Below are 24,708 nucleotides of genomic sequence, written 5' to 3'. Positions count from 1 at the left end.
CTCAGCGCCCCTCCGCGCACAGCACTTCGGGGTAATAGCACATGTAGCCCGTTGCGCAGTGCGACTCGGAAGGCCGCAGCCCGATTGCGAACGCGCGCACCGCCGCATCGTCCTCGCCCGCACGCACGCGCTCGAGCACCGACCGGACCATGCGCACGCTCGCCAGCTTGCGCGCGGTGGGCGCTTCACGCCCGGCAATCTTGATCGCCGCCACCCGCCCGCGCCGCAGCACCGGCACCGCACACAGGCCGCACGGCCCGTAGGGCAGGCCTTCGGGCGTGGTGCTGAAGCCGCAGGAGAAGCGGTACCACAGCCAGCGCTCGTACTCTGCGTCATTCTGCTGCAGGCGCGCCGCCAGCCGCGGCGACACCGCCCCGCCATCGCGGCGGCGGTAGCGGTATTCGAAGCGGTCGAGACAGATCGGGCCGCCGAGCTGGCCCGGCAGGTGAATGGTGTGGCAAGCGCCTTCCTCGAAGATGCAGCCGTCGTTGAGTACGAAGGCTTCGATCTCGATGTCAGGGACCTCGGCGGCAATGCTGGCGGCCTCGGCCAGGGTGACGTCACGCGGCAGGATCAGGCGCTGCGCGCCGAGCTCGCGGCACAGCCGCGCCGCACCGGCGTTGCGACAGGTCGCCACCGAGCTGACGTGCATGCGCAGCGCCGGAAAGCGCAGCGCCAGCGCATGGAGCAGGCCGAGATCGCTGACGATCAGCGCATCGCCGCCCAGCGCCGCGAAGCGCCCGGCGATATCCTCCGCGGCACCGATCTGGGCGGCGGAATAGTGCTGGGCGTTGAGCACGAGCGACACGGTGGCCTCATGGGCGTGGGCAATGTCGATCGCACGCGCCAGGTCCTCGTAGCGAGTCAGGTTGCCCGACGGGCGACGATTGGCATTGATGGCGTGAAAACGGCCGAGCCAATCGGACGGCACCAGGCCGCAGTAGAACTCGCTGGCGCCCGCCTGCGCCAGCGGCTCGATCTCGGCAACGCGCGACACCGGGGCAACGATCCTCATAGCGGCGCTCCCGGAACGACCAGGCGGGCGACACGCTTGCTGTCGACCGCCTGCCGCAGACTGCTCGCCATCGCCGCCGAATGGCGGCTGAACAAGGTGTTGCCAAGCTGCACGCTGGCAGCCGCATCCGCCCGCCCGGGCCGCGACGCCAGCGCCGAAAAGCGCAGGCATTCCTTCTGGCAGCGCCGCCCGACGGCGAAGCGCTCCGTTCCTGTCACCGACAGCGAACCCGCCCGGCACATCCGGCCCTTGGCCACATAGACGTAGGGCAGATGTACCGCGGCAGGCAGCGGCAGGTCGGCGAATACTTCCTCATCGGCGAACAAGGGCACGTCGATCTCCAGGCGCCGAATGCCCAGGCGCGAGAAAAGGGCGTGCATCGTCGGTGCGGCGAGGCCATGGCCGCAGCGCCCCGCCCAGCCCGCGTCGATACGGGGATCCTTGGTCATGCGGCACAGCACGCGCCCGGCCACCGGACGCAAGTCCCCGAACCGGCTCGCAAGCTCGTGTGCGACACCCCAGTCATTGACCACCACCTCGCTGCCGGCGGGCAGCGTCGGCAGCAGCACATCGAGCTGCGCCAGAACCTCGGGCGAGGCCACTGGAGTGAGCAGGACCAGACGCAGCCCGGCGCTCTTAGCCTGGCTCAGGGCCTCGCGCAACGCCCGTGCGGAAGGCAGCAGGTGCTCGCAGAACTCGCTGCCGAAATACAGATGGGTGGGCTGCAGCGGCGCCAGCCAGGTCGCAAGCTCCGCATCGCCATGGAGACGCTGCCAGTGTTCTGCGCGTTCCGCAGTTGCAGCCGCTGTCCACGCCAGATCGAGCGCATGGCAGACCGCCACCGCCAGTTCAGGGGCATTCATTCCCGCTCCTCCTCGCGGCCGCAGGGGTCGCGGGCAACCAGCCCGCAGGCCCCCGTCCTGTGCGCCGCGGCAAGGCCGACGGCGCACAGGGTGCTTACAGGGCCATGATCACCGATTTGCTCTCGGTGTAGAGATCGAGCACCGCGCGCCCCATCTCGCGACCGATGCCCGATTGCTTGTAGCCGCCGAAGGGCATCGAGGCGTCGAGGATGTTGTGGCAGTTGACCCACACCGTTCCGGCCTTGATCTTCGGCACCAGCCGATGCACCCGCGACAGGTCGTTCGACCAGATGCTGGCGCCCAGGCCGAACGGGGTGTCGTTGGCGCGGCGGGCGACCTCGTCGAGGTCGTCATACGGCATTGCCACCACCACCGGACCGAAGATCTCCTCGCGCACCACCTTCATGTCGTCGCGGGTGTCCACCAGCACGGTGGGCTTGACGAAGTAGCCCTCGCCCTCGCCTGCCGCACCGCCCGCCAGGGCGCGCGCGCCCTGCTCGAAACCGCTGCGGATGTAGCCGAGCACACGCTGCTGCTGGGTGGCCGACACCAGCGGACCGATCTGGGTCGTGGGATCGATGCCGGCACCGAGCTTCATGCCGGCGGCGATCTCGGACAGGCCCTCGACCACGCGCTCGAAGCGGCTCTTGTGCACATACAGGCGCGAACCCGCGCAGCACACCTGCCCCTGGTTGAAGAAGATCGCCTGCGCCGCACCCGCCGCCGCCACCGCCGGATCGGCGTCGTCGAGCACGATCACCGGGCTCTTGCCACCGAGTTCCAGCGACACCCGCGTCATGTTGTCGAGCGCCGCCTTGCCCACCAGCTTGCCGATCTCGGTCGAGCCGGTGAAGGCAACCTTCTCGATGCCGGTGTGCGAGGCCAGCGCTGCGCCCGCGGTATGGCCATGACCGGTGACCACGTTGAACACGCCGGCCGGGTAGCCCGCCTCCAGCACCAGCTCTGCAAAGCGCAGCGCCGACAACGGCGTCTCTTCGGCCGGCTTGAGCACCATGGTGCAGCCCGAGGCCAGCGCCGGCCCCGCTTTCCAGGCCACCATCAGAAGCGGGAAGTTCCACGGGATGATCGCACCCACCACCCCCACCGGCTCGCGCCGGGTAAAGCCGAAGAACTCGCGGTTGCGCACCAGCGGCACCGAGACTTCCATCGTCGAGCCTTCCAGCTTGGTCGCCCAGCCCGCCATGTAGCGCAGGAAATCCACCACCAGCGCCACGTCGACCGCGCGCGCCATGGTCACCGGCTTGCCGTTGTCGAGGGCCTCGATCTCGGCCAGCTCCTGCGCGTTCGCCTCGACCAGGTCGGCCAGGCGCAGCAGCAGGCGCTCGCGGTCCACCGGACGCATGCGCGGCCACTCCCCCTGCTCGAAGGCCTTGCGCGCCGCTGCCACTGCGCGGTCGATATCGGCCGCCTCGCCGGCCGGCACGCTGGCAAACACCTGTGCGCTGGCCGGGTCGACCACCTCCAGCACACCACCGCCGACGGCCTCCAGCCACTCACTGCCAATCAGCATGCGCTTGGGCTGGGCCAGGAAGCGGCGCGTGTTGGCACTCAGCAACTCACCCTTGTATCGATCCATCGTTCGTCTCCGTATGTAGGTTTGGGTCTGGTTTGATCAGGTATCGGTTTGGGCGCGAACTGCGGCGCGCTCAGAAGTTGAACAGCAGCACGGCCTGCAGATAGACATTGCGGCGGTCGTTGCCCTGCAGCGCCTTCACGTCCCCGCCGCGCGGCTCATAGAGGCCGAGCAGCGGCACAAAGGTGAAGTTGTCGTTGATCTGCCAGAAGGCGAAGAGGTCGATTTCGCGCCCATCGAGCTCGGCGCCATCACCGATGGACTTGATGTCCCAGTACTGGAGGGTCACCGACAGATCGGCACGCGGCGACAGGGTCAGCTCAAGTCGGTCCACTTTGTTGCCGCTGTTGGCCGGTCCGGCATAGTTGGCGGCAACCTCGCCCTGGAACCAGGTCCCCAGGCCTCGGCTGAGACCGAAGAACAGCGGATCGAAGGCCTCGTTGCGGGCCGTTCCGGCCTTGTCGGCCGAGAAGCGCGCATGGCGGTAGTTGAGCGTCGGACTCCACGGCAGATCGGCAAAGGTCCACCCGCCCTCGACGGTCCACGCGTCGGCGTCGTTCTTCACATCCGTGCTGCCACCGCGCTGGTCGACGTACTCGAAGGACAGGAACAGGTTCTCCACCCCCAGGCTGCCCTGACCGCGAACGCTGGTGATGCGCATGCCATCGCGGCGGTCGAAGATGCCCAGCCCCGTGCCCTTGTCCACATCGAGCACCTTCATCCAGCTCAGGCCAAGCGTGCCATGCGTCTCCGACACGTACTCCACGTTCAGGCCGCCGAGCTCGGTGTCCTGGTGATAGGGGTTGTCCGACTGCAGCCAGAACGCGTCGCCGCGCAACGGGCCGTCGGGGTCGACACGCAGGATGGCGGTATTGCCGAAGCTTTTCTTCGCAGCAAGGTAGTAGGCGCCGCCGCGATCGACATCGACACCGAGTACGTCGAGGCCCTTGCCGAGGTTGATGCGGTCGCCCGCGATCAGAAAGCCGTCACCGAGCTGGAACTGCTGGCGGCCGAAGGAGAAGTCGAGCAGGCCGCCGGCGCTGCGCCAGCCGAGGTAGGCATCCTCGAGGTCGATGTCGCGCTCACGCCCGGTGGTATAGCCGCCAGCATCGCCGTCGCCCCAGGAGCCCTGGGCGATCGCGCCCAACCCGCCGTACAGTTCACCGTTGCCGGCGCGAGTCTTGCCGACCAGGACGCCGTGCACGAAGGCTTCTCGCCACTTCTTGCCGCCCTCGCCGAGGTAGTCCTCGCGTGTCGAGAAGGCACCCGCCATGCCGTCGACGTTGAAGCCCAGGGTGGTGCCGTCGCGCTCGTAGAAGTCGGCGGCCTGTGCGCTGCCCAGTGTGGCCAGCCCTGCGAGCAAGGCGACCACGGTCGTGTGAATGCGCATGATGTTCGTCTCCTGATTGATTGTTTTGGCGTGCGGGGGCCCCTCAGGACCCGTGAGGTCCCGATGAACGCCCCGCCTCGCGGATCAGCGGATCAGTGCTTGGGTGTGCGGACTCAGCGCACGAAGACCTGCCCGGTGCCGAGCGACATGTCGCCGCCTGGCAGTTTCACTTGGCCGACCTTCGCCAGCGTGTCGGCGTCGTGGATGGAGATGTCGTTGAAGGTTCCGGTGAGATACAGCCGGCTCCCCGCCTGGTTGGTCAGCAACGTGTAGTAGGTGTGATCGAGCTCGGTCGCCTCCACCAGCTTCTGCTGCGCGATGTCGTACTTGGTGAGGCGATGGAGCAGGCCGTAGATGATGTTGCGATCCTTCGGCGAGCGGATCCCGGTGAAATAGATCTCGGTCAGCGGGCCGAATTCGCGCGCCTCGGTCTCGCCGCTCTTGAGGTCGACGTTGAGGAAGCCGTACTGGTACTCGGCCGTCTCCATGTCCTGCTTGTCGTCCTGGAACTTCGCCGTGGTGTAGAGGATGGTGAAGTCGCGCGTAGGCGTCTGTACCGGCCACAGGTAGAGCACGTCGAGCGGGGCATGGGTGGGCCGCTGCCAGTCGCGGATCGGCAGCGCGACCGTCATCTCGCCCGTCTTCACATCCACCTTGTAGAGGCTGGGACCCGCCACATAGACGGCACCGTCGTCACCTGCAAGCATGATGTTGAGCTGGCGCGGCGCCGGAAACGTACGTACCGGCTTGGCCTCAAGACCGGCCTGGGTGTCATAGGCGACGAAGCGCGGCTCGCCGACGCGATAGTGGTCGCGGTTGATCCGGGTGGGGTTCTGCACCGCGTACAGCTCCTTGCCGTCGGGGCTGATGGTGAACGACCCGATCGACTTGGCGCGTTCGTTCTCGCCCTGCGACATCTCGGCGCGGAAAGTCACCTTGCAGGTATCGAGGTCTACGCCGTAGATCGTGCCGAAGCGGTTGTTGAGCACATAGGCCGTGCGGCGGTCAGGTGCGATCTGCGTGATCCCCGGCCCGAAGGCGTCGGGCAGCTTGCAGGTCTTGTAGACACTGTCGCTGGCCAGGTCGACCACGTTCAGGTTGTTCGGATAGTTCGCCACCATCAGGTACTCGTTGCCGGGCTTGAGCGCCAGCGCCTCGTTGCCTGCAGCCGCAGGCAGGGCGCTGGCGGCCAGGCAGGCGAGCGCGGCCGCGGTGCGGCGCAGCGCGCCGCCGGTCATCGTTGTCTTCATGTCCGCCCCCTTACAGCTTGTCGCCCGGGAAGACCGAGCCGAGATTGCGCCAGTCCTCGCGGGTGTTGGCCGCGTCCTTGTTCCAATCCGGGTAGGTGTTCATCACATCGGGCACCTGGGCCGGCCACCAGCACGGATCAGCACAGCCGTAGAGGTCGGACTCCATCGGCTGGCACAGCGAGGCCACGCCGCCGAAGGCGTCCACTTCCCAGCCCGGGTCCACCGTCGCCGTGCAGCCGGCGAGGGCGCTCATCGCCACCACCTCCTCGATCCGGTCCTCCGCAACCGCCTTGTCCAGCAGCCGCGCCTTGTTATTGATCGCCTTGAGATGTTTCATGACGCCCTCCTCGGGGAAATATGCTGTTCGATGAAGGCCGGGTTGCCGGCCATGATGCGGCTGTAGACCTCGATGCCGAAGTCCACCCAGTCGCGCATCAGATCGCAGTAGTGGTAGGTGGGGTGTGCCGGATCGCCGTAGCGCGCGTAGCTCTCGTGGTAGCAGCCGCCCGAGCACAGGTTGCGGATGCGGCAGCTGGCGCAGCCGGTATCGGTGCGATCCAGGCGCTGGGACAGGAAGTCGCCGAGCTGCTCGCGCTTGATGCCGTTCTTCACATCGCCGAAAGTCGGCAGCGTGGAGCCGGTGAAGCGGTGGCACAGGTTCAGTTCGCCCTTGTGATCGACCGCCAGCATTTTCAGCCCGGCGCCGCAGGGCAGCGCCTTCTTGTGGCCTTCGTGCAGGTCGGTGATCAGCTGGTGCATGTTGGAGAAGCCGATGTTGCGACCTTCCAGCGCTGCCTCCAGGTAGCGCTGGCCAAGCCGCTTGAGCCCGGCGAAGACCTCGACCAGCTCCTCGCCCGTGAGGTTGAAGGTGCTGATGTCGCCCGAGGTCACCGGCGCGAAGCCGACTTCGGCAAAGCCGAGCTCGTTGAACAGGTGATCCCAGATGCGCTCGACTTCGGTGGTGCCATGGGTCAGCGTGACACGCGCGCCGACCGGCCGCGCGCGATAGCGCGACAGCAGGCGCTCGGCCTTGCGGCGCACGGTCTCGTAGGTGCCCTGACCGCCGACCGTGAGCCGGTTGCGGTCATGGATCGCCTTGGGACCGTCGATGCTGATCGACAGACCGAAGCGGTGGGCGTTGAGCCAGTCGATGGTGTCGTCTGCAAGCAGCGTGGCGTTCGTCGTCATGACGAAATCGACCTGCTTGCCGAGCTCGGGGAAGCGCGTCTCGCAGTACGCCACCACGTCCTTGATCAGCGGCAGGTTGCTGAGTGGCTCGCCGCCGAAGAAGACGACGGTGTAGCGGGGTTCGTCGGGCGACTCGCGCAGCATCATCTCGATCGCGTCGCGTGCGGTCTCGAAGGCCATCTTGCGACCCGCCGAGGGCTTGTCGAGATCTTCCTTGTAGCAGTAGGTGCAGCTCAGGTTGCAGCCGGTGTTGACGTTGAGCACCACCGTGGTGAGCGGGAAACGCTCGAAGGTGTGCGCGAGCGCGGTGGCGCCGGCCGGGCGGCCGTCGTCGATGAGCTCGAGCGCGACCAGCTCGCGGATCGCCTCGGCCACCTCATGGGCCTCGAACTCCGTACGCAGGCCGTCGATCAGGGCCTCGGCACTCAGGCTCTGGCGGCGGATACGGTCGAGCAAGGCCGCGGTCAGCGTGTCGAGCGCGAACAGCGAACTGCTCGGGATATGGAACAGCATGCGCGTACCATCGACGCGCACTTCGTGCAGGTTGTCATGCACGAGATTCAGGACCGCACTCATGGGGAACTCCTCGTGAATCGCGGGTTTCGGGGTGCAGGCAAACGCCTGCAGGCACGGACAGCGGACCCGCTCACGGAATCGGCGGGTTGTTCCAGCGCGGCGGCGCCACGATCACCTGGCCCTCGCCGCGCAGGCGCTCGGCACCCTGAGCCACCTCGGCCACGACCTTGAGATTGCCCACATTGCTGGCCGACATCCGGCGCGCCGGATTGGGCCCGGCGTCACCCGGCACGAACACGCCGCTCGCCGCGTCCATCAAGCCGGCGAACTTGACGTCCTCGTCGCGCACGGCAACCTCGTCGAAGGGCTCGACCGACCAGTTCGCCGGCACGAAACCGATGCGGAAGTCGTCCTCGGTACCGATCTTTCCATCCGGCCCGGCCGCCCAGGCCTCGGCGTCGAAGCGGGCCTCCACCTTCGCCGTCGGTGTGCCATTGCCACCGATGCGGGCCACCGCGAACGCCGGCATCACCTTCACCGCCGCGATGCTGTCATACACAGCGAGCGTGCCGCCACGCGCCTCACCCACTGCGACCTGGTGCACGCCACGCGCGTCATCCGCCGCCTCCACGCGCAACACGACTTCGGCATTGGAGCGCCGGATCGTCTCCAGCAAGCGCACCCCCGGGGGCAGGCTCACCTCACCCTGCAGGCCGGAACCGACGATGCGCAACTCGGCCGCCATGCCGGCCTTGAGGTGGGCCGGGTGCACCGCCAGCACACGGCTGTTGCCGGGTTGCTGCAGGCTGGCCACGACATCGGCGCCGATCTCGTCCTGATCCCGCAGGAACATGCGTCCGCGCAGCACGCCGTCCTCGAGGGCAAACACCTGGCGCATCGGCGTGCCATCGACGACCAGATCGCCGCGCCACTCATAACCGGTGTACAGCAGCGCCTGCCCCTTGCCGCTCATCGCACTGCCGTCATCCCAGCGCCCGTCGAAGCTCAGCGCGTACAGGTCCTTGCCCTTGGCGGCGCTGACCTTCATGACACCCGAGAAGCCGCCGCGCCCGCTCATGTGGCCGCTCATGCTCCACTCGCCCTTCACCACCTGCGGTGCACGCGCCTGCCATTGCGTCCAGGCCTCCGTCTGCAAGGGCAGGGTGCGCGCCAGCTCGGGGACCATTTCCTTGAGCGCGATGCCGAACCAGTCGCGGTCACGCCCCAGCGCCTGGTACTCGGTAGTCGGGTACTGACCGAGATGGAAATGCACGAGATGCTCCCACTCTTCCGCAGGCCGGCGCTGCAGCATCACCCGGGCGCCGGAATGGCAGCGCGCGCACATTTGGGTGAACTGCTCGGATTCGAACTGCTCGACCGCATTCAAGCGTCGCTCGAGCGCGTAACGCACGCCGTCGGTCTCGGAGGGCGCCAGGCCCTGCGTGTCGGCGAGGTACTTGACCACGGTGCGCCGCTCGTCGTCCGTGACCTTCAGGCCATGGACGATCTGCATGCGTGCCACCGACATCAGCCACCCTTCGGGACTCTTGCGCTGCTGACTGATACGACTGATTCCCTCATTGCCCTCGGTGTGACAGGGCAGGCACTTCGCACGTATCAGCGCCTCGGCCGATGCCAGGGCCGGCGCCGGCGCCAGCGCTGCACCAAGGGCCGCCAGGCTGCCCAGCGCAGCCGTAATCGTTTTGATCTTCAAGACCGGATCTCCTCTTGTGTCCTCTGATGAAGCCCTTGCCGCACCCGATCGCCGCCGGGCTCCTGTGAAGGGTTCGATTCATCCTAGGCGTCGGACCGCCGGTCCTGTTATCCGAAAACGGCAAGGGCAGGCTCGGGCTCCGGCTTGCCATCGCGGACACCGACGTGCCATGCTCCAGGCACAGACCGGGGGCAAGGCTGCGGTGAAGGCCACGCCCGCCCCTGACTGGATCACATAACGACAATGGCGATCGCACACCGATCGGACAAGGAAGAGACATGTTGGCCAGCACCACCGGGAGCCCCCCGGGGGAGTACCGGCAATGAGCCCGGCCGCCACCAGGACGGACCGCCTCCCCTACTCGCATTCCTCACGCGAAACGAAAGACGCGGACGATCACGCCGCATGCCTGAGCAACTGGCAACAGCGCTACGATCAACTGAGCGCCGGCAGCTTTTCCGGCGTGTTCGAGGAATTCTGCTTCGGCAACGTTCAGTTGTTCCGCGAGGGGCTGAACCAGTCCGTTCACCAATCCGGGATCGCCTGGCCTGGATCGCGCACCTTCGCGGTACCGGTTGTGATCGAAGGCACGGGCTGGTTTGGCGGCGAGGTCTATGACGCGCATTCGATGCTGACGCTGGGCGGCTCCGACGAGCTGGACTTCCGCACTCCCCGCCGGCTCGAGATCCTGGCCTGTACGGCGGACGCCAGGGCACTATGCGACTACGCGCAGCAGGTCGATCACCGCAACATCGAGGCCGAACTCGCGGCACGCAGCATTGCGCCCGCCAGCCCCGAGCAGGTCACCGCCCTCGGCAAGCTGCTGGCGACGATGATGGCAAGCCTGCGGGCCACGCCTGCGCTCCTCCACCACGCGCAGATGCGCAAGGCGATGGAGCAAGCCCTGTTCGCCACGCTGCTCGACACCCTTGCGTCCGCCACCACCGCATCGGCCAGCCCCGCATCATGTCGCACCCGCCAGCTCGTGGTCGCACAAGCACGCGCCTACATGGAGGCCCACATCGACGAGCCGATCACGGTGGCCGACCTGTGCATCGAGCTCGGCGTATCGCGCCGCACGCTGCAGTACAGCTTCCAGGACGTGCTCAACCTCAACCCGGTCAAGTTCCTGCGCGCGATCCGACTCAACGCCGTGCGGCGGGCACTCAAGAGCGCAGACGCGAACGGCCGCGAGACGGTCGCGGACATTGCCGCACGCTGGGGGTTCTGGCACCTGTCGCACTTCGCCGCCGAGTACAAGGCCATGTTCGACGAACTGCCCTCCGAAACGCTCAAGCGCCGGATCTGACTCTGGCTGCACGCCAATTAGTTTTTTTGCTACGCCCATTAGCCCAAATTGGCAACGCGCAGCCTCAGGAAATCCACCCCTGACCCTTCATCCAGCCCACGATCTGCGAAGCCCGGGGCGCGGCAAGGCCCAGCCGGGCCTCCAGCACCGCCTCAGGAGACACCCCCGCGCCCGCCGCACGCAGCGCGCACAGCGCCGGCGCAAGCTCCACCCCGTCCAGATGCCACACGCCGAGCGGCTGCTCGGGCGTCACCACCACCGTCCGCTCGACGATGCGGCCGTCCTTGACCACCGGACGGCTGTCGATGCCCACCGTCTCCGGCGTCACCGCCGCGTGCACTGGTGCGGCGTCGGGCCAGCTGCGCCGCGCCGCCCAGAATGGCGCATCGGACCAGCGCGACTCCTGCGCGTAGAAGTCCCGGCCAATGCGGGCGAAGCGGTGAAAAAGGTGTTCGATGCGCTGCTGGTGGAAGCGCCGGGCAAGTCCGCCATGCTCGGGGTCATGGCGCAGCGTCGCCACCACCGCCGGCGCCTGCAAGGCGGAAGACAGCGCCTGGAAGATGCCGTTGCCCGATAGCGGATCGACCGCCATCGCCGCATCGCCGACGCGAAGCCAGTCGTCGCCGGCGACCTCGCCACCGAGCACGGCCGTGCTGGTACGCGCATGGGGCTCGCCGACCGGCGCCGCATCGGCCATGAAGGCTGCAGCCGCGTCGACAGCCTCGAAGCGCGCACGGCAGTAGTCGCCGAGCGCCTTCTTGGCAGGCAGGCTTGCGGTGGCGACATCCAGGGTCAGCTGCAGATAGCGCCGCCCATCTGCCAGTGCAGCCATCCACATCCAGCCATCCTCGCAGCTCTGCACCGTCGAACCCGGTGAGGTTTCCGGGCCTCTCCAGTACTGCAGCAGCGACACCGTCTCCACCCCACGCAGCCGCGGCCGCCCGCCTGCAGGGGCAGCACGGCCACGGGCCTCGACCACGAAGTCCGCAGCCAGGGCAAGACGGCGATCGGCGGCGTCCACGCCGATCCGGTAGCGCCCCTGCTCCGCGTGCACGGCGGTAACGCGCCCGCGCACCACCTGCACCCCCAGGCGCTCCAGATCCACGAGCATGGCGCGATCGAAGCACTGCCGATCGACGAGGCTCTCGGAGTTGGCCTCGGCATGCACCCCGTTCCAGTTCGCTCGCCGCGGGGAGGGCGGCGCGAAGGCATCGAGCGCGCGCTCGAAACCCAGACTGCGGAGGGCCTCGATGACCCGCGACGACACCCCCTCGACAGCGGCAAACCGACGCGGCTCGCCGACCAGCACGACGGGCTCGCCGAGCCGGGCCAGCCCCAGCGCGGTCGCCGCACCCGCCGGCCCGGCGCCGATGACCACGATTCCCTCATTGCTCATGCGTCCTGCTCCCCGGATTGTCCACACCATGGTGGCGAGCCTGCGCACGCAACCATGCATGCAGCTGGTCGGCACTGCCTGCCGCCGCCAGGTGACGGGCAGCGAGGCCACTCAGCCAGGCACAAGCCATGCTGGCGCCGGCGCCGGACAGTGTGCCGTCTAGCGGCCGCACATGGGAGCCGAAATCGGCATGCTCCGCGCCCAGGGCCGCGATTTCGGACGGCGCGCAACGCGCATCGCCGGTCACCCGCAGCACACCCGCGAAGCCTGCTGGATACACCGCCGGGCCCCGTGCCGGTGCAGCCGCACACAGCACCACGCCCGCGGCGCGCGCGCGCGCACAGGCGGCGGCGAGCACGGGGCGCGGCTCACGCAGGCCAAGGCTGAGGTTGATCAGGCCGGCACCGCACTCGACCGCCCAGTCGATCGCGGCAGCCACCTGCAGCGGCGTGGTACCGAGACGTTCGCGGAAAACCTGGGCGACCAGGAGGTCGATCCGGGGTGCGCAATGCAGCAGGATATCGGCGACGCGGCAGCCGTGTCCGAGCGCGTCGGGCGCCGCTTCGATGCGCCGCACGCCGCGGTCATCGAGCACGAAGGCTGCCGCGGCCGCAACGCAATTCTGGTGTCTGGGGGCGCAGCCGCTATCGACGAACGCCACCCGCAGCGCCGCGGCCGCCACCTAGGCGAGCTCCGCAGGCAGGTCGAGGACGTCGATCCGGCCGCCCTCCAGGCGCAGGCGCAGATCGCACCCGCACAGCGTGGCTGCACGATGACTGATCAGGATGCGCGTACGCCCAGCGAACAGGGCATCGACCTCGGCGATCACCGCGGCCTCGGTCGCTTCGTCGACCGCCGAGGTCGCCTCGTCGAGGACCAGGACGCAGGGGTCCTGCAACAGCGCACGGGCGATCGCGATACGCTGGCGCTGGCCGCCCGACAACTGCTGGCCGCGCTCGCCCAAGGGCGTATCGAGCCCTTGCGGCAACTGCGCGATCAGCACATCGAGCTGCGCCCGCCGCGCCGCCTCGCGTACAGCGGCATCGTCGGCCTGCGGCGCGGCATAGCGGATGTTGGCCGCGAGCGAGCCGCGGAACAGCACGATGTCCTGGCTGACGACCGCCACCGCGCGACGCAGCTCATTGAGGGCGAGCGCGCGCAGGTCCACGCCGTCGATCCTGATTGCACCGGCGGCAGGATCGTAATGGCGATGCAACAGATCGATGAGCGTGGACTTGCCCACGCCCGAGGCGCCGGTCAGCGCCACCTTGCTGCCGGCCGGAATGCTCACCGAAGCGCCATCGAGCACGGCTTCCTGACGCCCAGGGTGGCGAAAGACCACACCGTCGAGCTCGATCCCGCCCCGCCATGCGGCGTCCGGCGCACGCAGCCCGACGCGCATTTCGACGTCCACCGGCGCCTCGCGCAACTCGCTCACCCGCATCAGGCTCACGCTCATGCGCTGCACTGCCACGTACAGGCCGAGCAGGCTGTTGACCGGGCCGGTCGCCATGCCGAGGTAGGTCGAGAACGCAATCAGCGCGCCGAGCTGCCAGGCGTCGTTGATCACCCACCAGCCGCCGATCACGAATGCGGCAGCGCGTGTCAGCGAGGTCAGGGTCGCCGGCACGGCATGAGTCAGGAATTCGGTGCGCTGCAGACGCAGCAGCCCGCCCAGGTAGTGCGCGCCCAGCGCGTCCAAACGTGCGCGTTCGTCGGCCTCGCGGCTGGAGGCCTGGATGAACTTCATCGCCGGCAGGGTCTCGACCAGGAAGCTCGACACATCGGCAGCGCGCTCGCGTACGCGCCGCGTATCGACCTCCACCTTGCGCCGCATCCAGCGCAGCCATACCACCTCGAGCGGCACCAGCACCAGAACAAGCAAGGACAGTTCCCAGGACAGGCTGAGCATCAGCAACACCGCCCCGGCGAGGCCGATCAGACTGCTGACGGCCGCGAACAGGCTATCGACCGCAAAGCGCTGGATCTCGGCGACGTCGCCATCGATGCGCGACATCAGGTCGCCCATGCGCTGACGACCATAGAATGCGGGCGACAGGCGCTGCAGGTGGCCGTAGAGATCACTGCGCAAGGCGAACAGGATGGTGCCGGAGAGCCGCGTGTGGAGCAGCCGGTTGATGCCGGCAAGGACGGTGCCGACGATGCCGACCAAGACCATCGTCCCGGCGACGGCCAGCAGCATGCCGTAGTCCCGCGCGAGCAGGCCTTCGTCGATGAGCAGCTTGATCAGCCAGGGCTGCAGCAGCACGAGCAGCGTCGCTGCGAACGACAGCAACAGCAGGCCCGCGATCGCGCGTCGCTGCGGCCGCACGAAACCGTAGAGCCAGCGCAGGCCGCGCTGCAGTTCGTCGGGCCGATCGGAGCGGATCAGGCGGGCAAGCATGGCTCAGTGCGCAACCAGCTCACCATGCTCACGGCGGGCAACGCCGGCACGCTCCAGCTCCTTCACCAGCCAGGCAGCAAGCGCATCCGGGTCCAGTCCAAGAAAACGCGCATTGGCCTCGCGGTAGAGCGGCGTCTCGGCAAGATGCCGCGGCAACTCGTCGAGCGCCATGCTGCGCACCTCGAGCAGCTTGAAGGTCATGCATGCGCGGATGGCGTTGCGCGCCATGCGCGCGCTGTCGGCCTCGAAGGCGCGCAAGCGGGCGAAGGCGCGTCCGAGCGCATCGTCGAACTCGGCAAACGGTGCGCCGTGGCCGGGGATGACGACATCCACCGCCAGCCGGCCTATCTCCTCCAACGTCCGCCGCGCCTCGCCAAGGCCGTCTCCGGTGCCGAGCACGTCCGCGAACAGGATGCCGAAGCCGTCGCGCCACAGCGCGTCGCCCGACATCAGGATGCGGCGCTCGGCGTTGTAGTAGGCCAGCGCATCCATGTCGTGCCCAGGGACTGCAATCGCCTCCCACTCGAGTTCGCCGGCGACGAAGCGCTCGCCCGGGCTGAGCGTGGCATCGGCATGGAAGCGCTCGCCCGATTGCGCTGCAGTGCTCAGCAGCAAGGCCTGCTCGTCCCACTCATTCACCGCCGGCGCCATGCCGACGGGCACGGTGATCGAGCAGCCGAAGGCACGCTGCACGCTGGCGTTGCCGCCAATGTGGTCCGAATGCGAGTGCGTGTTGAGCAGCCGACCCAGCCTGCGGCCATCGAGCGCGTCGCGCAGCAGTTCTACCGTCTGCGCGGCATGACTCACGTAGCCTGAGTCGACCAGCGTCGCCTCGTCGCCGTCGACCAGCACCACGTTGTTCGCCGACAGCCAGCCACGCTCGAGCACCTGCAGCGTACGCGGCAGACGGGGGCGCTGGGTCAATCGCTGCCCTCCCCGAGCTCGGCGGCGACATTGGCCGGCAGCGGTACCGGCGCGTCATCGGCCTTGAGTGCCGGCGGCGGCGGTACAACCGGCACCCCGTTGATCTCGTCGGCGGTGCGCCCACAACCGAGGCAGACGCCGGAATCCCAGTCGATCATGCACACGCCGACACACAGGGCGTCGCCGCTCATGCACGTGTCTCCGCTATCGGCGCAGTCGCACCCAGCCATTCACGACGCTCGGCAACCGCGGCCAGGATGGTGCGGCGCTCGTCGTCGCTGCTGCGGCTCCAGCGCGTGATCTCGTCGATCGTGCGCTGGCAGCCCTCGCACCAGCCGGTGTCCGGACACATGCGGCAGATGTTGATACAGGGGGAAGGAACACTCATGCGAAGCTCTCTGTTGGCAGGTCGGCCGCCCGTGCGTGCGGGCAGGCTCATGATCCAAAGCCTGGATTATGGACCAGCCGGCGCGCGCTGCGCGCGCTTGGCGAGCACCGCACGCGCCACGCGCGATGCCGGCTCGCGGCCGAGCTGACCGCTGATCCAGGCCGCGGTGTCGACGAGGGCGTCGAGTTCGATGCCGGTATCGATGCCCAGGCCGTGCAGCAGCCAGACCACATCCTCGGTCGCAACGTTCCCCGATGCCCCCGCTGCATACGGGCAGCCGCCCAGGCCACCAACCGAAGCGTCGAACACCGCCACGCCCATCTGCAGCGAGGCATGCACGTTGGCGACCGCCATGCCGTAGGTGTCGTGATAGTGGCCGGCAAGCAGTTCGACCGGCACACGCATCGCCACGGCCTCGAGCATGCGCTGGATGCTCGCCGGGTTACCGACACCGATCGTGTCGCCAAGCGAGATCTCGTAGCAGCCCATGTCGCGCAGGGTGGCCGCGACCTCGGCCACTGCCTGCGGCACCACTGCACCCTCGTAGGGGCAGCCGACCACGCAGGACACGTAGCCGCGCACGCGCACGCCGGCCGCGTGCGCCGCCTCGGTGACCGGACGGAAGCGCGCCAGCGACTCGGCGATCGAGCAGTTGATGTTCTTCTGGCTGAAGGACTCGGACGCGGCGCCAAACACCGCCACCTCCTTCGCCCCGGCAGCAAGCGCCGCCTCGAAGCCCTTGAGGTTGGGCGTCAGCACCGGATACGCGACACCAGCCGCTGGCTGCGCGAGCACGCGCGCGAGTACCTCGGCGTTGTCACCCATCTGCGGCACCCACTTGGGCGACACGAAGGAAGTGGTCTCGATCGCCTTGAGCCCGGCACGCTCAAGACGACGCACGAGTTCGACCTTGGTCTCGGTGGGAACCAGTTGCTTCTCGTTCTGCAAGCCGTCGCGCGGCCCCATCTCGACAATGCGCACGGCGTTGGGCAGCTTCGGTGTGGTCATGTATGCACGCTCCTGGTCAGGCGGTCTTCGCTTCGTCGAGGCCGAGTTCCTCCTTCATCTTCTGACGGATCTGGAACTTCTGGATCTTGCCGGTCACCGTCATCGGGAAGCTGTCGACGAAACGGATGTAGCGCGGGATCTTGTAGTGCGCGATCTGCCCCTGGCAATAGGCGCGCACCTCGTCCTCGGTCAGGCCCTCGCCCTCGCGCACGATGATCCAGGCGCACAGTTCCTCGCCGAACCTCTGATCGGGAATGCCGACCACCTGGACATCGAGCACCTTGGGGTGAGCGTAGAGGAACTCCTCGATCTCGCGCGGATAGATGTTCTCGCCACCGCGGATCACCATGTCCTTGATACGACCGACGATGTTGCAATAGCCCTCGTCGTCGATGATCGCAAGGTCGCCGGTATGCATCCAGCCGCCCGCGTCGATCGCCTCCCGGGTCTTGGCCTCGTCGCCCCAGTAGCCAAGCATCACCGAGTAACCGCGCGTGCACAGCTCGCCCGGCGTGCCACGCGGCACGATGCGGCCGTCGGTATCGACGATCTTCACTTCCAGATGGGGCTGGACGCGGCCGACGGTCGATACACGGCGGTCGATGGGGTCGTCGGTACCGCTCTGGAAGCTCACCGGCGAGGTCTCGGTCATGCCGTAGGCAATGGTCACCTCCGACATGTTCATCTTGCCGATCACCCGCTTCATGACCTCGATCGGGCACGGACTGCCAGCCATGATGCCGGTGCGCAGGCTGGAGAGATCGAACTCGGCGAAGCGCGGATGGTCGAGCGCGGCGATGAACATCGTCGGTACGCCGTAAAGCGCGGAGCACCGCTCCTGCGCGACCGTCTCCAGCACGGCCAGCGGCTCGAAGGCCTCGGCCGGGTAGACCATGGTCGCGCCGTGGGTCAGGCAGCCGAGGTTGCCCATCACCATGCCGAAGCAGTGGTACAGCGGCACCGGGATGCACAGGCGGTCGCCCGGCACGAGCTTGATCGCTTCGCCGACGAAGTAGCCGTTGTTGAGGATGTTGTGGTGCGACAGCGTCGCGCCCTTGGGATGGCCGGTGGTGCCGGAGGTGAACTGGATGTTGATCGGGTCGTCGAACTGCAGCCTCTCGGACAATACAGCCAGCGCAGCGAACTCCTCGCGAGCGGGCGCACGCAGCAGCTCGTCGAAGTTGAGCATGCCGGGCGACCTGTCCGCGCCCATGCGGATCACCATCTCGAGCGCGGGCAGGCGGTGGCTGCGCAGCAGGCCGGGCTCGCAGTGGCCGAGCTCGGGTGCGAGGTCGGCGATCATCTCGAGGTAGTTGCTGGTCTTGAAAGCGGGCGACAGGATCAGCGCACGGCAGCCGACCTTGTTGAGCGCGTACTCGAGTTCGGAGCGGCGATAGGCCGGGTTGATGTTCACCAGCACCAGCCCGGCCTTGGCGGTGGCGAACTGGGTCAGCGCCCATTCCATGTTGTTCTGCGACCAGATCCCGATGCGATCGCCCGGTTCGAGGCCAAGCCGCATCAATCCGCAGGCCAGCGCGTCAACCTTGAGCTTGAGCTGGGCGTAGGTCAGGCGCACGTCCTGGTGGCGCACGATCAGCGCCTCGCGTTCGGCATGGGAGGCGCAGGCCTCGTCGAAGAAGCGGCCGATGGTCTGGCCGATCAGTTGCTTTTCGGATGCGCCGTGCACATAGCTTGCGGTGCTGCTCATCGTGTCGTCCTCGCTCCTGTTCTTGTGTGCGTACCACTTCGACTACAAAAGGCTCGCGGCTGGCGCCGCTCCTGCAGGGAGGGCGCAGGCGTGCGGGGCTTGCCGTAGGAGCGGCGCGAGCCGCGAGCCTTTAAAGCACCTGACCCGTACGCCATCGCCTTCAACCCCTCGCGGCTGTCGCCGCTCCTACAGCAATCGGCCTTGCGTGAATCAGGCCGCGGCGGCCTCGAAATCCACCAGCTCGGCGCCGTCGCCCACCTGGTCGCCGACGCCGAAGCGGAAGGCCTTGACCGTGCCGGCGGCGGGCGCGGTGATGGTGTGCTCCATCTTCATCGCCTCCAGGATCAGCAGCGGCGCGCCCTTCTCTACCTTGGCACCCTCAGCGGCAACGAGCGCGATGACCTTGCCGGGCATCGGCGCCAGCAGGCCGCCCTCGGCGCCGCCACCCTCGCCGCCGTGGTGCAGCGGATCGACTGCAGCAAGTTGCCAGGCGCGTCCCTTGGCGAAGACGTGGCGGCGGCCGGCGGCGGCGATCACGGTGGCGTCCATGCGCGTGCCGTCGAGCTCGACGCGCAGCAGCCCGCGCTCGTTCAGCTCACCGCGTGCCTCGACGCTGCGACCGTCGATGGAGAGCCGCCAGGCCCCCGGCAGGTAGGCGACATCGACGGCGTGGTCGGTATCGGCATGACGGAACAGCAACGTGCGACGTGCGGTGGCGTTCATCCGCCAGCCGTCGCGCGCATGCCAGGGCGAGCGCGCATCCGCCGTGCGCTGCGCGCGCTTGTCGGCCAGGGCCGCTTCGCGCAGCAGCTCGGCGAGCGCGGCAATCTGCAGCACTTCGTCCGCCACCCCGACGTCGGCGGGGAAGAGATAGGCCTTCTCGCGCTCGATCAGGCCGGTGTCGAGGTCGGCACCCGAGAACGCCGGGCAGGCCGTCAGGCGCGACAGGAACTCGATGTTGTTGGCGACACCCACCACGCGGTAGTCGGCCAGCGCCTGCAGCATGCGGGCGAGCGCGCGGTCGCGGTTGATGTCCCATACGATCAGCTTGGCGATCATCGGGTCGTAGTGCGGGCTGATCTCATCACCCTCCTCGACGCCGGTGTCGACGCGCACATGCAGCGACTCGGCGGGCGGCGCCAGGTGCACCAGCTTGCCGGTGGAGGGCAGGAAGCCCTTGGCCGGGTCTTCGGCGTAGATGCGCGCCTCGAGTGCATGGCCGCGGATCTGCAGTTGCTCCTGCTCCAGCGGCAGCTTCTCGCCCGAGGCGACGCGCAGCTGCCACTCGACCAGATCCAGCCCGGTGATCATCTCGGTGACCGGGTGCTCGACCTGCAGGCGGGTGTTCATCTCCATGAAGTAGAAGGAACCGTCCTGGTTGGCGATGAACTCCACCGTGCCGGCACCGACGTAACCCACCGCTTTGGCCGCATCGACCGCCGCCTTGCCCATCGCCGCACGCCGCTCGGGCGTCATGCCGGGCGCGGGCGCTTCTTCCAGCACCTTCTGGTGGCGGCGCTGCACCGAGCAGTCGCGCTCGAACAGGTACACCACGTTGCCGTGGGTGTCACCGAAGACCTGGATCTCGATGTGGCGAGGCTTGGTGATGTACTTCTCGACCAGCACATGGTCGTCGCCGAAGCTGGAGATGGCCTCGCGCTTGCAGGAGGCGAGCAGGTCGATGAAGTCCTCCGACTTCTCGACCAGGCGCATGCCCTTGCCGCCACCGCCGGCCGCGGCCTTGATCAGCACCGGGTAGCCGATGGCGTCGGCCTGCTGGTGCAGGTAAGCCGGCGCCTGCTCGTCGCCGTGGTAGCCGGGGGTGAGCGGCACGCCGGCCGCTTCCATCAGCTTCTTGGCCTCTGACTTCGAGCCCATGGCGCGAATCGCCGACACCGGCGGGCCGATGAAGACGATGCCCTCGCGCTCGCAGGCGTGGCAGAAGTCCTCGTTCTCGGACAGAAAGCCGTAGCCCGGGTGGATGGCCTGGGCGCCGGTCTGCTTGGCCGCAGCGATGATCTTGTCGATCACCAGGTAGCTCTCGCGCGCCGCCGCGGGGCCGATCAGCACCGCCTCGTCGGCCAGGCGTACGTGGCGGGCGTTGGCATCGGCCTCGGAATACACCGCGACGGTCTTGATGCCCATGCGGCGGGCGGTCTTGATCACCCTGCAGGCGATCTCTCCACGATTGGCAATCAGGATCTTGTCGAACATGTTGTCTCCAGCGTGTCTTGTGTCGGTTCGGCGCGAGGCCAGGCGCAATTTCGGCCCAATTCCGGCATTCAGCCCTGCGCGATCCAGGCTGCAGGGCGCTTGTCGAGGAAGGCAGCCAGGCCTTCCTTGGCCTCCGGGGTGGCGCGCAGGCTGGCGATGCGGCCTGCGGTATCCATCACCAGCGCATCGCTCACCGGCCGGTTGGCCACCGCACGGATCAGATCCTTGGCCGCAGCCTGCGACTTGGGGCCGCCCTGCAGCAGCGCATCGACCACTTCCTCGACCTTGGCATCCAGCGCCTCGGCGGCGACTGCCTCATGGGCCAGCCCCAGCTCGGCCGCGCGTGTCGCATTGATGCGCTCGGCAGTCTGGAAGTAGCGGTAGGCCTGGCGCTCGCCGATGGCACGGATCACGTAGGGGCTGATCGCCGACGGGATGATCCCGAACTTGACCTCCGAAGTCGCAAACACCGCCTTGTCACCGGCAATGCAGATATCGCAGGCGCTCGCCAGCCCCATGCCGCCACCCAGAGCCGCACCATGCACGCGGGCGATGGTGGGCTTGTTCATCTCCGCCAGGGTGCGCAGCATGCCGGCGAGCTTCATCGCATCGGCGAAGTTCTCCGCCTCGCTCGCCTCGCCGGCGGCCCTCATCCAGTTGAGGTCGGCGCCGGCCGAAAAACTCTTGCCGCGTCCCGCCAGCACGACCGCGCGCACCGCGTTGTCGGCATCGAGCTCGATGCAGGCGGCAGTGAGGTCGGCGATCAGCTGCGCGTTGAAGGCGTTATGCACGTCCGGACGGTTCATCCAGATCGTCGCCACACCACCCGCGCGGACGATCTCCAGGGTCTCGTAGCTCATCTCGCCCCCTTACATCCGGAACACGCCGAACTTGGTCGGCTGGATCGGTGCATTGAGGGCGGCCGACAGCGACAGGCCGAGGATGCGACGCGACTGCGCCGGGTCGACCACGCCGTCGTCCCACATGCGCGCGGTGGCGTAGTAGGGATGGCCCTGGAACTCGTACTGGTCGCGGATCGGCGCCTTGAAGGCCTCTTCCTCCTCCTTGCTCCAGCTGCCGCCCTTGGCCTCGATGCCGTCGCGGCGCACGGTGGACAGCACGCTCGCCGCCTGCTCGCCGCCCATCACGCTGATACGCGAGTTGGGCCACATCCACAGGAAGCGCGGCGAGTAGGCACGGCCGCACATGCCGTAGTTGCCCGCGCCGAAGGAGCCGCCGATGAGCATGGTGATCTTGGGCACCTGCACGGTCGCCACGGCGGTCACCATCTTGGCGCCGTCCTTGGCGATGCCGCCGTTCTCGTACTTGCGGCCGACCATGAAGCCGGTGATGTTCTGCAGGAACAGCAGCGGGATGCCGCGCTGGCCGCACAGCTCGATGAAGTGCGCGCCCTTCTGCGCCGATTCGCCGAACAGGATGCCGTTGTTGGCGACGATGCCCACCGGGTAGCCGTGGAGCTGGGCGAAGCCGCACACCAGGGTGGCGCCGTAACGCGCCTTGAACTCGTCGAAGCGCGAGCCATCGACCACGCGGGCGATGATCTCGCGCACGTCGAAGGGCTTGCGGGTGTCGGTGGGGATGATGCCGTAGATCTCTTCCGGGTCGTAAAGCGGCGCCTCGCCCTGCCCGAGCGCCATGTTGATCGGCTTCGTGCGGTTGAGGTTGGAGACGATGCGGCGCGCGATGTAGAGCGCGTGGGCGTCGTTCTCGGCCAGATGGTCGGCCACGCCCGAGAGTCGGGTGTGCACATCGCCGCCGCCCAGGTCCTCGGCGCTCACCACCTCGCCGGTCGCCGCCTTCACCAGCGGCGGTCCACCGAGGAAGATGGTGCCCTGGTTCTTGACGATGACGGTCTCATCCGACATCGCCGGCACATAGGCGCCACCTGCGGTGCACGAGCCCATCACCACCGCGACCTGCGGGATACCCTTGGCCGACATGTTGGCCTGGTTGAAGAAGATGCGACCGAAGTGGTCACGATCGGGGAAGACCTCGTCCTGTTTCGGCAGAAAGGCGCCACCCGAGTCGACCAGGTAGATGCAGGGCAGGTTGTTCTGCTCGGCGATCTCCTGCGCGCGCAGGTGCTTCTTGACCGTCATCGGGTAGTAGGTGCCGCCCTTCACCGTGGCGTCGTTGGCCACGATCATGCATTCGACGCCCTGCACGCGGCCGATGCCGGTAATCACGCCGGCGCTCGGCGCCTCGTCGTCGTACATGCCGTACGCGGCCATCTGGCCGACTTCGAGGAAGGGGGTGCCGGGGTCGAGCAGGTGACCGACACGGTCGCGCGGCAGCAGCTTGCCGCGCGCAGTGTGCTTGGCACGTGCGGCCTCGCCGCCGCCGAGGCTGACCTGGGCGGCCTTGGCGCGCAGATCCTCGACCTGGGCGCGCAGGCTTGCGGCGTTGGCCTGGAAGTCTTCGCTGCGGGTGTTGATGCTGGACTTGATCACGCTCATCGCAGACGCTCCGCTCAGCGGGTTTCGGAAAACAGCTCGCGACCGATCAGCATGCGACGGATCTCGCTGGTGCCGGCGCCGATCTCGTACAGCTTGGCGTCGCGCCACAGACGGCCCACCGAATACTCGTTCGTGTAGCCCACGCCGCCCAGCGCCTGGATCGCCTCGCCCGCCATCCAGGTCGCCTTCTCGGCGGTGTAGAGGATGACGCCGGCGGCGTCCTTGCGCAGCGTGCGCGCGTGGTCGGCGCGGTCGCAGGCCTGGCCCACGGCGTAGGCGTAGGCGCGGCAGGCGCTCCAGGTGGAGTACAGGTCGGCGATCTTGCCCTGCATGAGCTGGAACTCGCCGATCGGGGTGTCAAACTGCTTGCGCTCGTGCATGTAGGGCACGACCGCGTCCATGCACGCCGCCATGATGCCGAGCGGGCCGCCCGACAGCACGGCGCGCTCGTAGTCCAGGCCGCTCATCAGCACCTGCACGCCGCGGCCGATGTTGGCCTCACCGCCGAGCACGTTCTCGACCGGCACCTCGACGTCGTCGAAGAACAGCGGATAGGTGTTGGAGCCGCGCATGCCGAGCTTGTCGAGGTGGGTGCCGCAGGAGAAGCCCTTCATGCCCTTCTCGATGATGAAGGCGGTGATGCCCTTGGGGCCGGCATTGATGTCGGTCTTGGCGTACACCACCAGGGTGTCGGCGTCGCCGCCGTTGGTGATCCACATCTTGGCGCCGTTGAGCACGAAATGGTCGCCCTTGCGGTCGGCGCGCAGCTTCATGCTCACCACGTCGGAGCCGGCATTGGGCTCGGACATCGCCAGCGCGCCGACGTGGTCGCCCGAGATCAGCTTGGGGAGGTATTTCTGCTTCTGCGCCTCGGTGCCGTTGCGGCGGATCTGGTTGATGCACAGGTTGGAGTGCGCGCCGTACGAGAGGCCCACCGAGGCCGAGGCACGCGAGATCTCTTCCATCGCCACGATGTGGGCGAGGTAGCCCATGTCGGTACCGCCGTACTCCTCGCTCACCGTCATGCCGTGAACGCCGAGGTCGCCGAGCTTTTTCCACAGGTCTGCGGGGAACTCGTTGACGCGGTCGATCTCGGCCGCGCGCGGTGCGATCTCGGCAGCGCAGAAGGCCTGCAAGGTGTCGCGCAGGGCGTCGATGGTCTCGCCGAGGTTGAAGTTCAGGCTGGGCACGTTCATGGGGTGTCTCCTTCTCGAGGTTGTCCTGGCGCGGCGGGCAGTGCGCAGATCCATTATGGACGGCGCATGCCCGAAGATAGGACGAGATTAAGCGCAGCGTGCGCCCGCCGAGTGCCATCGAGGTTGCAATTCGTGCCATGCCCGCTAGCATTCC

The 24,708-nt window shown here is 67.8% G+C and carries 21 protein-coding genes; 1 reads left to right on the top strand and 20 read right to left on the bottom strand.

All coding sequences use genetic code 11. The features are described from left to right. Position 1: 1 nt before the first annotated feature. From B447_RS12180 to peaA, 8 genes are all read right to left on the bottom strand, one after another. A complete protein-coding gene (locus B447_RS12180; protein ID WP_002940360.1) occupies positions 2-1,015 on the bottom strand; it encodes a U32 family peptidase in 1,014 nt (337 codons plus the stop codon). Beyond that, the gene (locus B447_RS12175; RefSeq protein WP_002940353.1) at positions 1,012-1,878 is read right to left on the bottom strand and encodes a hypothetical protein; all 867 of its coding nucleotides are present in this window, start codon (positions 1,876-1,878) and stop codon (positions 1,012-1,014) included. The genes B447_RS12180 and B447_RS12175 overlap by 4 nt, the downstream gene beginning before the upstream one ends. Before the next feature lie 94 nt (positions 1,879-1,972). After that, positions 1,973-3,475 (bottom strand): aldehyde dehydrogenase family protein, encoded by a 1,503-nt coding sequence (locus B447_RS12170; RefSeq protein WP_002925651.1) that lies wholly within the window; start codon positions 3,473-3,475, stop codon positions 1,973-1,975. A gap of 70 nt (positions 3,476-3,545) precedes the next feature. Next, positions 3,546-4,862 carry an alginate export family protein gene (locus tag B447_RS12165; RefSeq protein WP_002940347.1) on the bottom strand — a complete coding sequence of 439 codons (1,317 nt, stop codon included), beginning with the start codon at positions 4,860-4,862 and terminating at the stop codon, positions 3,546-3,548. Between the two features lie 113 nt (positions 4,863-4,975). Then, the gene (peaD, locus tag B447_RS12160; protein WP_198291797.1) at positions 4,976-6,112 is read right to left on the bottom strand and encodes a quinohemoprotein amine dehydrogenase subunit beta; all 1,137 of its coding nucleotides are present in this window, start codon (positions 6,110-6,112) and stop codon (positions 4,976-4,978) included. A 10-nt stretch (positions 6,113-6,122) separates the two neighbouring features. Next, on the bottom strand, positions 6,123-6,449 hold the full coding sequence (gene qhpC / locus B447_RS12155; protein WP_002925648.1) for a quinohemoprotein amine dehydrogenase subunit gamma: 327 nt from the start codon (positions 6,447-6,449) through the stop codon (positions 6,123-6,125). Then, entirely contained in the window at positions 6,446-7,876 is a 1,431-nt protein-coding gene (gene peaB, locus B447_RS12150) for a quinohemoprotein amine dehydrogenase maturation protein (RefSeq protein WP_002925647.1), read from the bottom strand. Before peaB ends, qhpC begins: the two co-directional genes overlap by 4 nt. Before the next feature lie 70 nt (positions 7,877-7,946). Further along, positions 7,947-9,530, bottom strand: a complete 1,584-nt coding sequence (gene peaA, locus B447_RS12145; RefSeq protein ID WP_002940340.1) for a quinohemoprotein amine dehydrogenase subunit alpha — start codon at positions 9,528-9,530, stop codon at positions 7,947-7,949. Positions 9,531-9,852: 322 nt separating this feature from the next. Here peaA and B447_RS12140 point away from each other — a divergent pair, with 322 nt between their 5' ends. Further along, the gene (locus B447_RS12140; RefSeq protein WP_002940329.1) at positions 9,853-10,839 is read left to right on the top strand and encodes a helix-turn-helix domain-containing protein; all 987 of its coding nucleotides are present in this window, start codon (positions 9,853-9,855) and stop codon (positions 10,837-10,839) included. A gap of 64 nt (positions 10,840-10,903) precedes the next feature. Here B447_RS12140 and qhpG read toward each other — a convergent pair whose 3' ends face one another. The 12 genes from qhpG to B447_RS12085 form a co-directional block, all read right to left on the bottom strand. Beyond that, a complete protein-coding gene (qhpG, locus tag B447_RS12135; protein WP_002925640.1) occupies positions 10,904-12,235 on the bottom strand; it encodes a flavin-dependent monooxygenase QhpG in 1,332 nt (443 codons plus the stop codon). Then, entirely contained in the window at positions 12,225-12,917 is a 693-nt protein-coding gene (gene qhpE / locus B447_RS12130; RefSeq protein WP_002940327.1) for a subtilisin-like serine protease QhpE, read from the bottom strand. The genes qhpG and qhpE overlap by 11 nt, the downstream gene beginning before the upstream one ends. Further along, positions 12,918-14,639 carry an ABC transporter ATP-binding protein gene (locus B447_RS12125; protein WP_002940325.1) on the bottom strand — a complete coding sequence of 574 codons (1,722 nt, stop codon included), beginning with the start codon at positions 14,637-14,639 and terminating at the stop codon, positions 12,918-12,920. Between the two features lie 3 nt (positions 14,640-14,642). Further along, positions 14,643-15,563, bottom strand: a complete 921-nt coding sequence (locus B447_RS12120) for an MBL fold metallo-hydrolase (protein ID WP_002925637.1) — start codon at positions 15,561-15,563, stop codon at positions 14,643-14,645. Further along, positions 15,560-15,754: a DUF1289 domain-containing protein gene (locus B447_RS12115; RefSeq protein WP_002940317.1), complete on the bottom strand. Its 195-nt coding sequence runs from the start codon at positions 15,752-15,754 to the stop codon at positions 15,560-15,562. Before B447_RS12115 ends, B447_RS12120 begins: the two co-directional genes overlap by 4 nt. Beyond that, entirely contained in the window at positions 15,751-15,951 is a 201-nt protein-coding gene (locus B447_RS22190; protein ID WP_083485734.1) for a DUF1289 domain-containing protein, read from the bottom strand. Before B447_RS22190 ends, B447_RS12115 begins: the two co-directional genes overlap by 4 nt. A gap of 66 nt (positions 15,952-16,017) precedes the next feature. After that, positions 16,018-16,959 (bottom strand): hydroxymethylglutaryl-CoA lyase, encoded by a 942-nt coding sequence (locus B447_RS12110; protein WP_002940316.1) that lies wholly within the window; start codon positions 16,957-16,959, stop codon positions 16,018-16,020. 16 nt (positions 16,960-16,975) lie between these two features. Next, entirely contained in the window at positions 16,976-18,667 is a 1,692-nt protein-coding gene (locus tag B447_RS12105) for an AMP-binding protein (RefSeq protein ID WP_002925631.1), read from the bottom strand. Positions 18,668-18,877: 210 nt separating this feature from the next. Then, positions 18,878-20,881, bottom strand: coding sequence for an acetyl/propionyl/methylcrotonyl-CoA carboxylase subunit alpha (locus B447_RS12100; RefSeq protein WP_002931258.1), 2,004 nt, complete (start codon positions 20,879-20,881; stop codon positions 18,878-18,880). Between the two features lie 68 nt (positions 20,882-20,949). Continuing rightward, positions 20,950-21,741, bottom strand: a complete 792-nt coding sequence (locus B447_RS12095) for an enoyl-CoA hydratase/isomerase family protein (protein ID WP_002931260.1) — start codon at positions 21,739-21,741, stop codon at positions 20,950-20,952. A gap of 9 nt (positions 21,742-21,750) precedes the next feature. Next, positions 21,751-23,358 carry a carboxyl transferase domain-containing protein gene (locus B447_RS12090; protein ID WP_002931262.1) on the bottom strand — a complete coding sequence of 536 codons (1,608 nt, stop codon included), beginning with the start codon at positions 23,356-23,358 and terminating at the stop codon, positions 21,751-21,753. Positions 23,359-23,372: 14 nt separating this feature from the next. Next, the gene (locus tag B447_RS12085) at positions 23,373-24,554 is read right to left on the bottom strand and encodes an isovaleryl-CoA dehydrogenase (RefSeq protein WP_002931264.1); all 1,182 of its coding nucleotides are present in this window, start codon (positions 24,552-24,554) and stop codon (positions 23,373-23,375) included. Positions 24,555-24,708: the final 154 nt, after the last annotated feature.

The sequence above is a fragment of the Thauera sp. 27 genome, from assembly GCF_000310125.2.
In the GTDB taxonomy this organism is placed as follows: Bacteria; Pseudomonadota; Gammaproteobacteria; order Burkholderiales; family Rhodocyclaceae; genus Thauera; species Thauera mechernichensis.
This window is presented reverse-complemented; position numbering and strand designations above follow the sequence as displayed.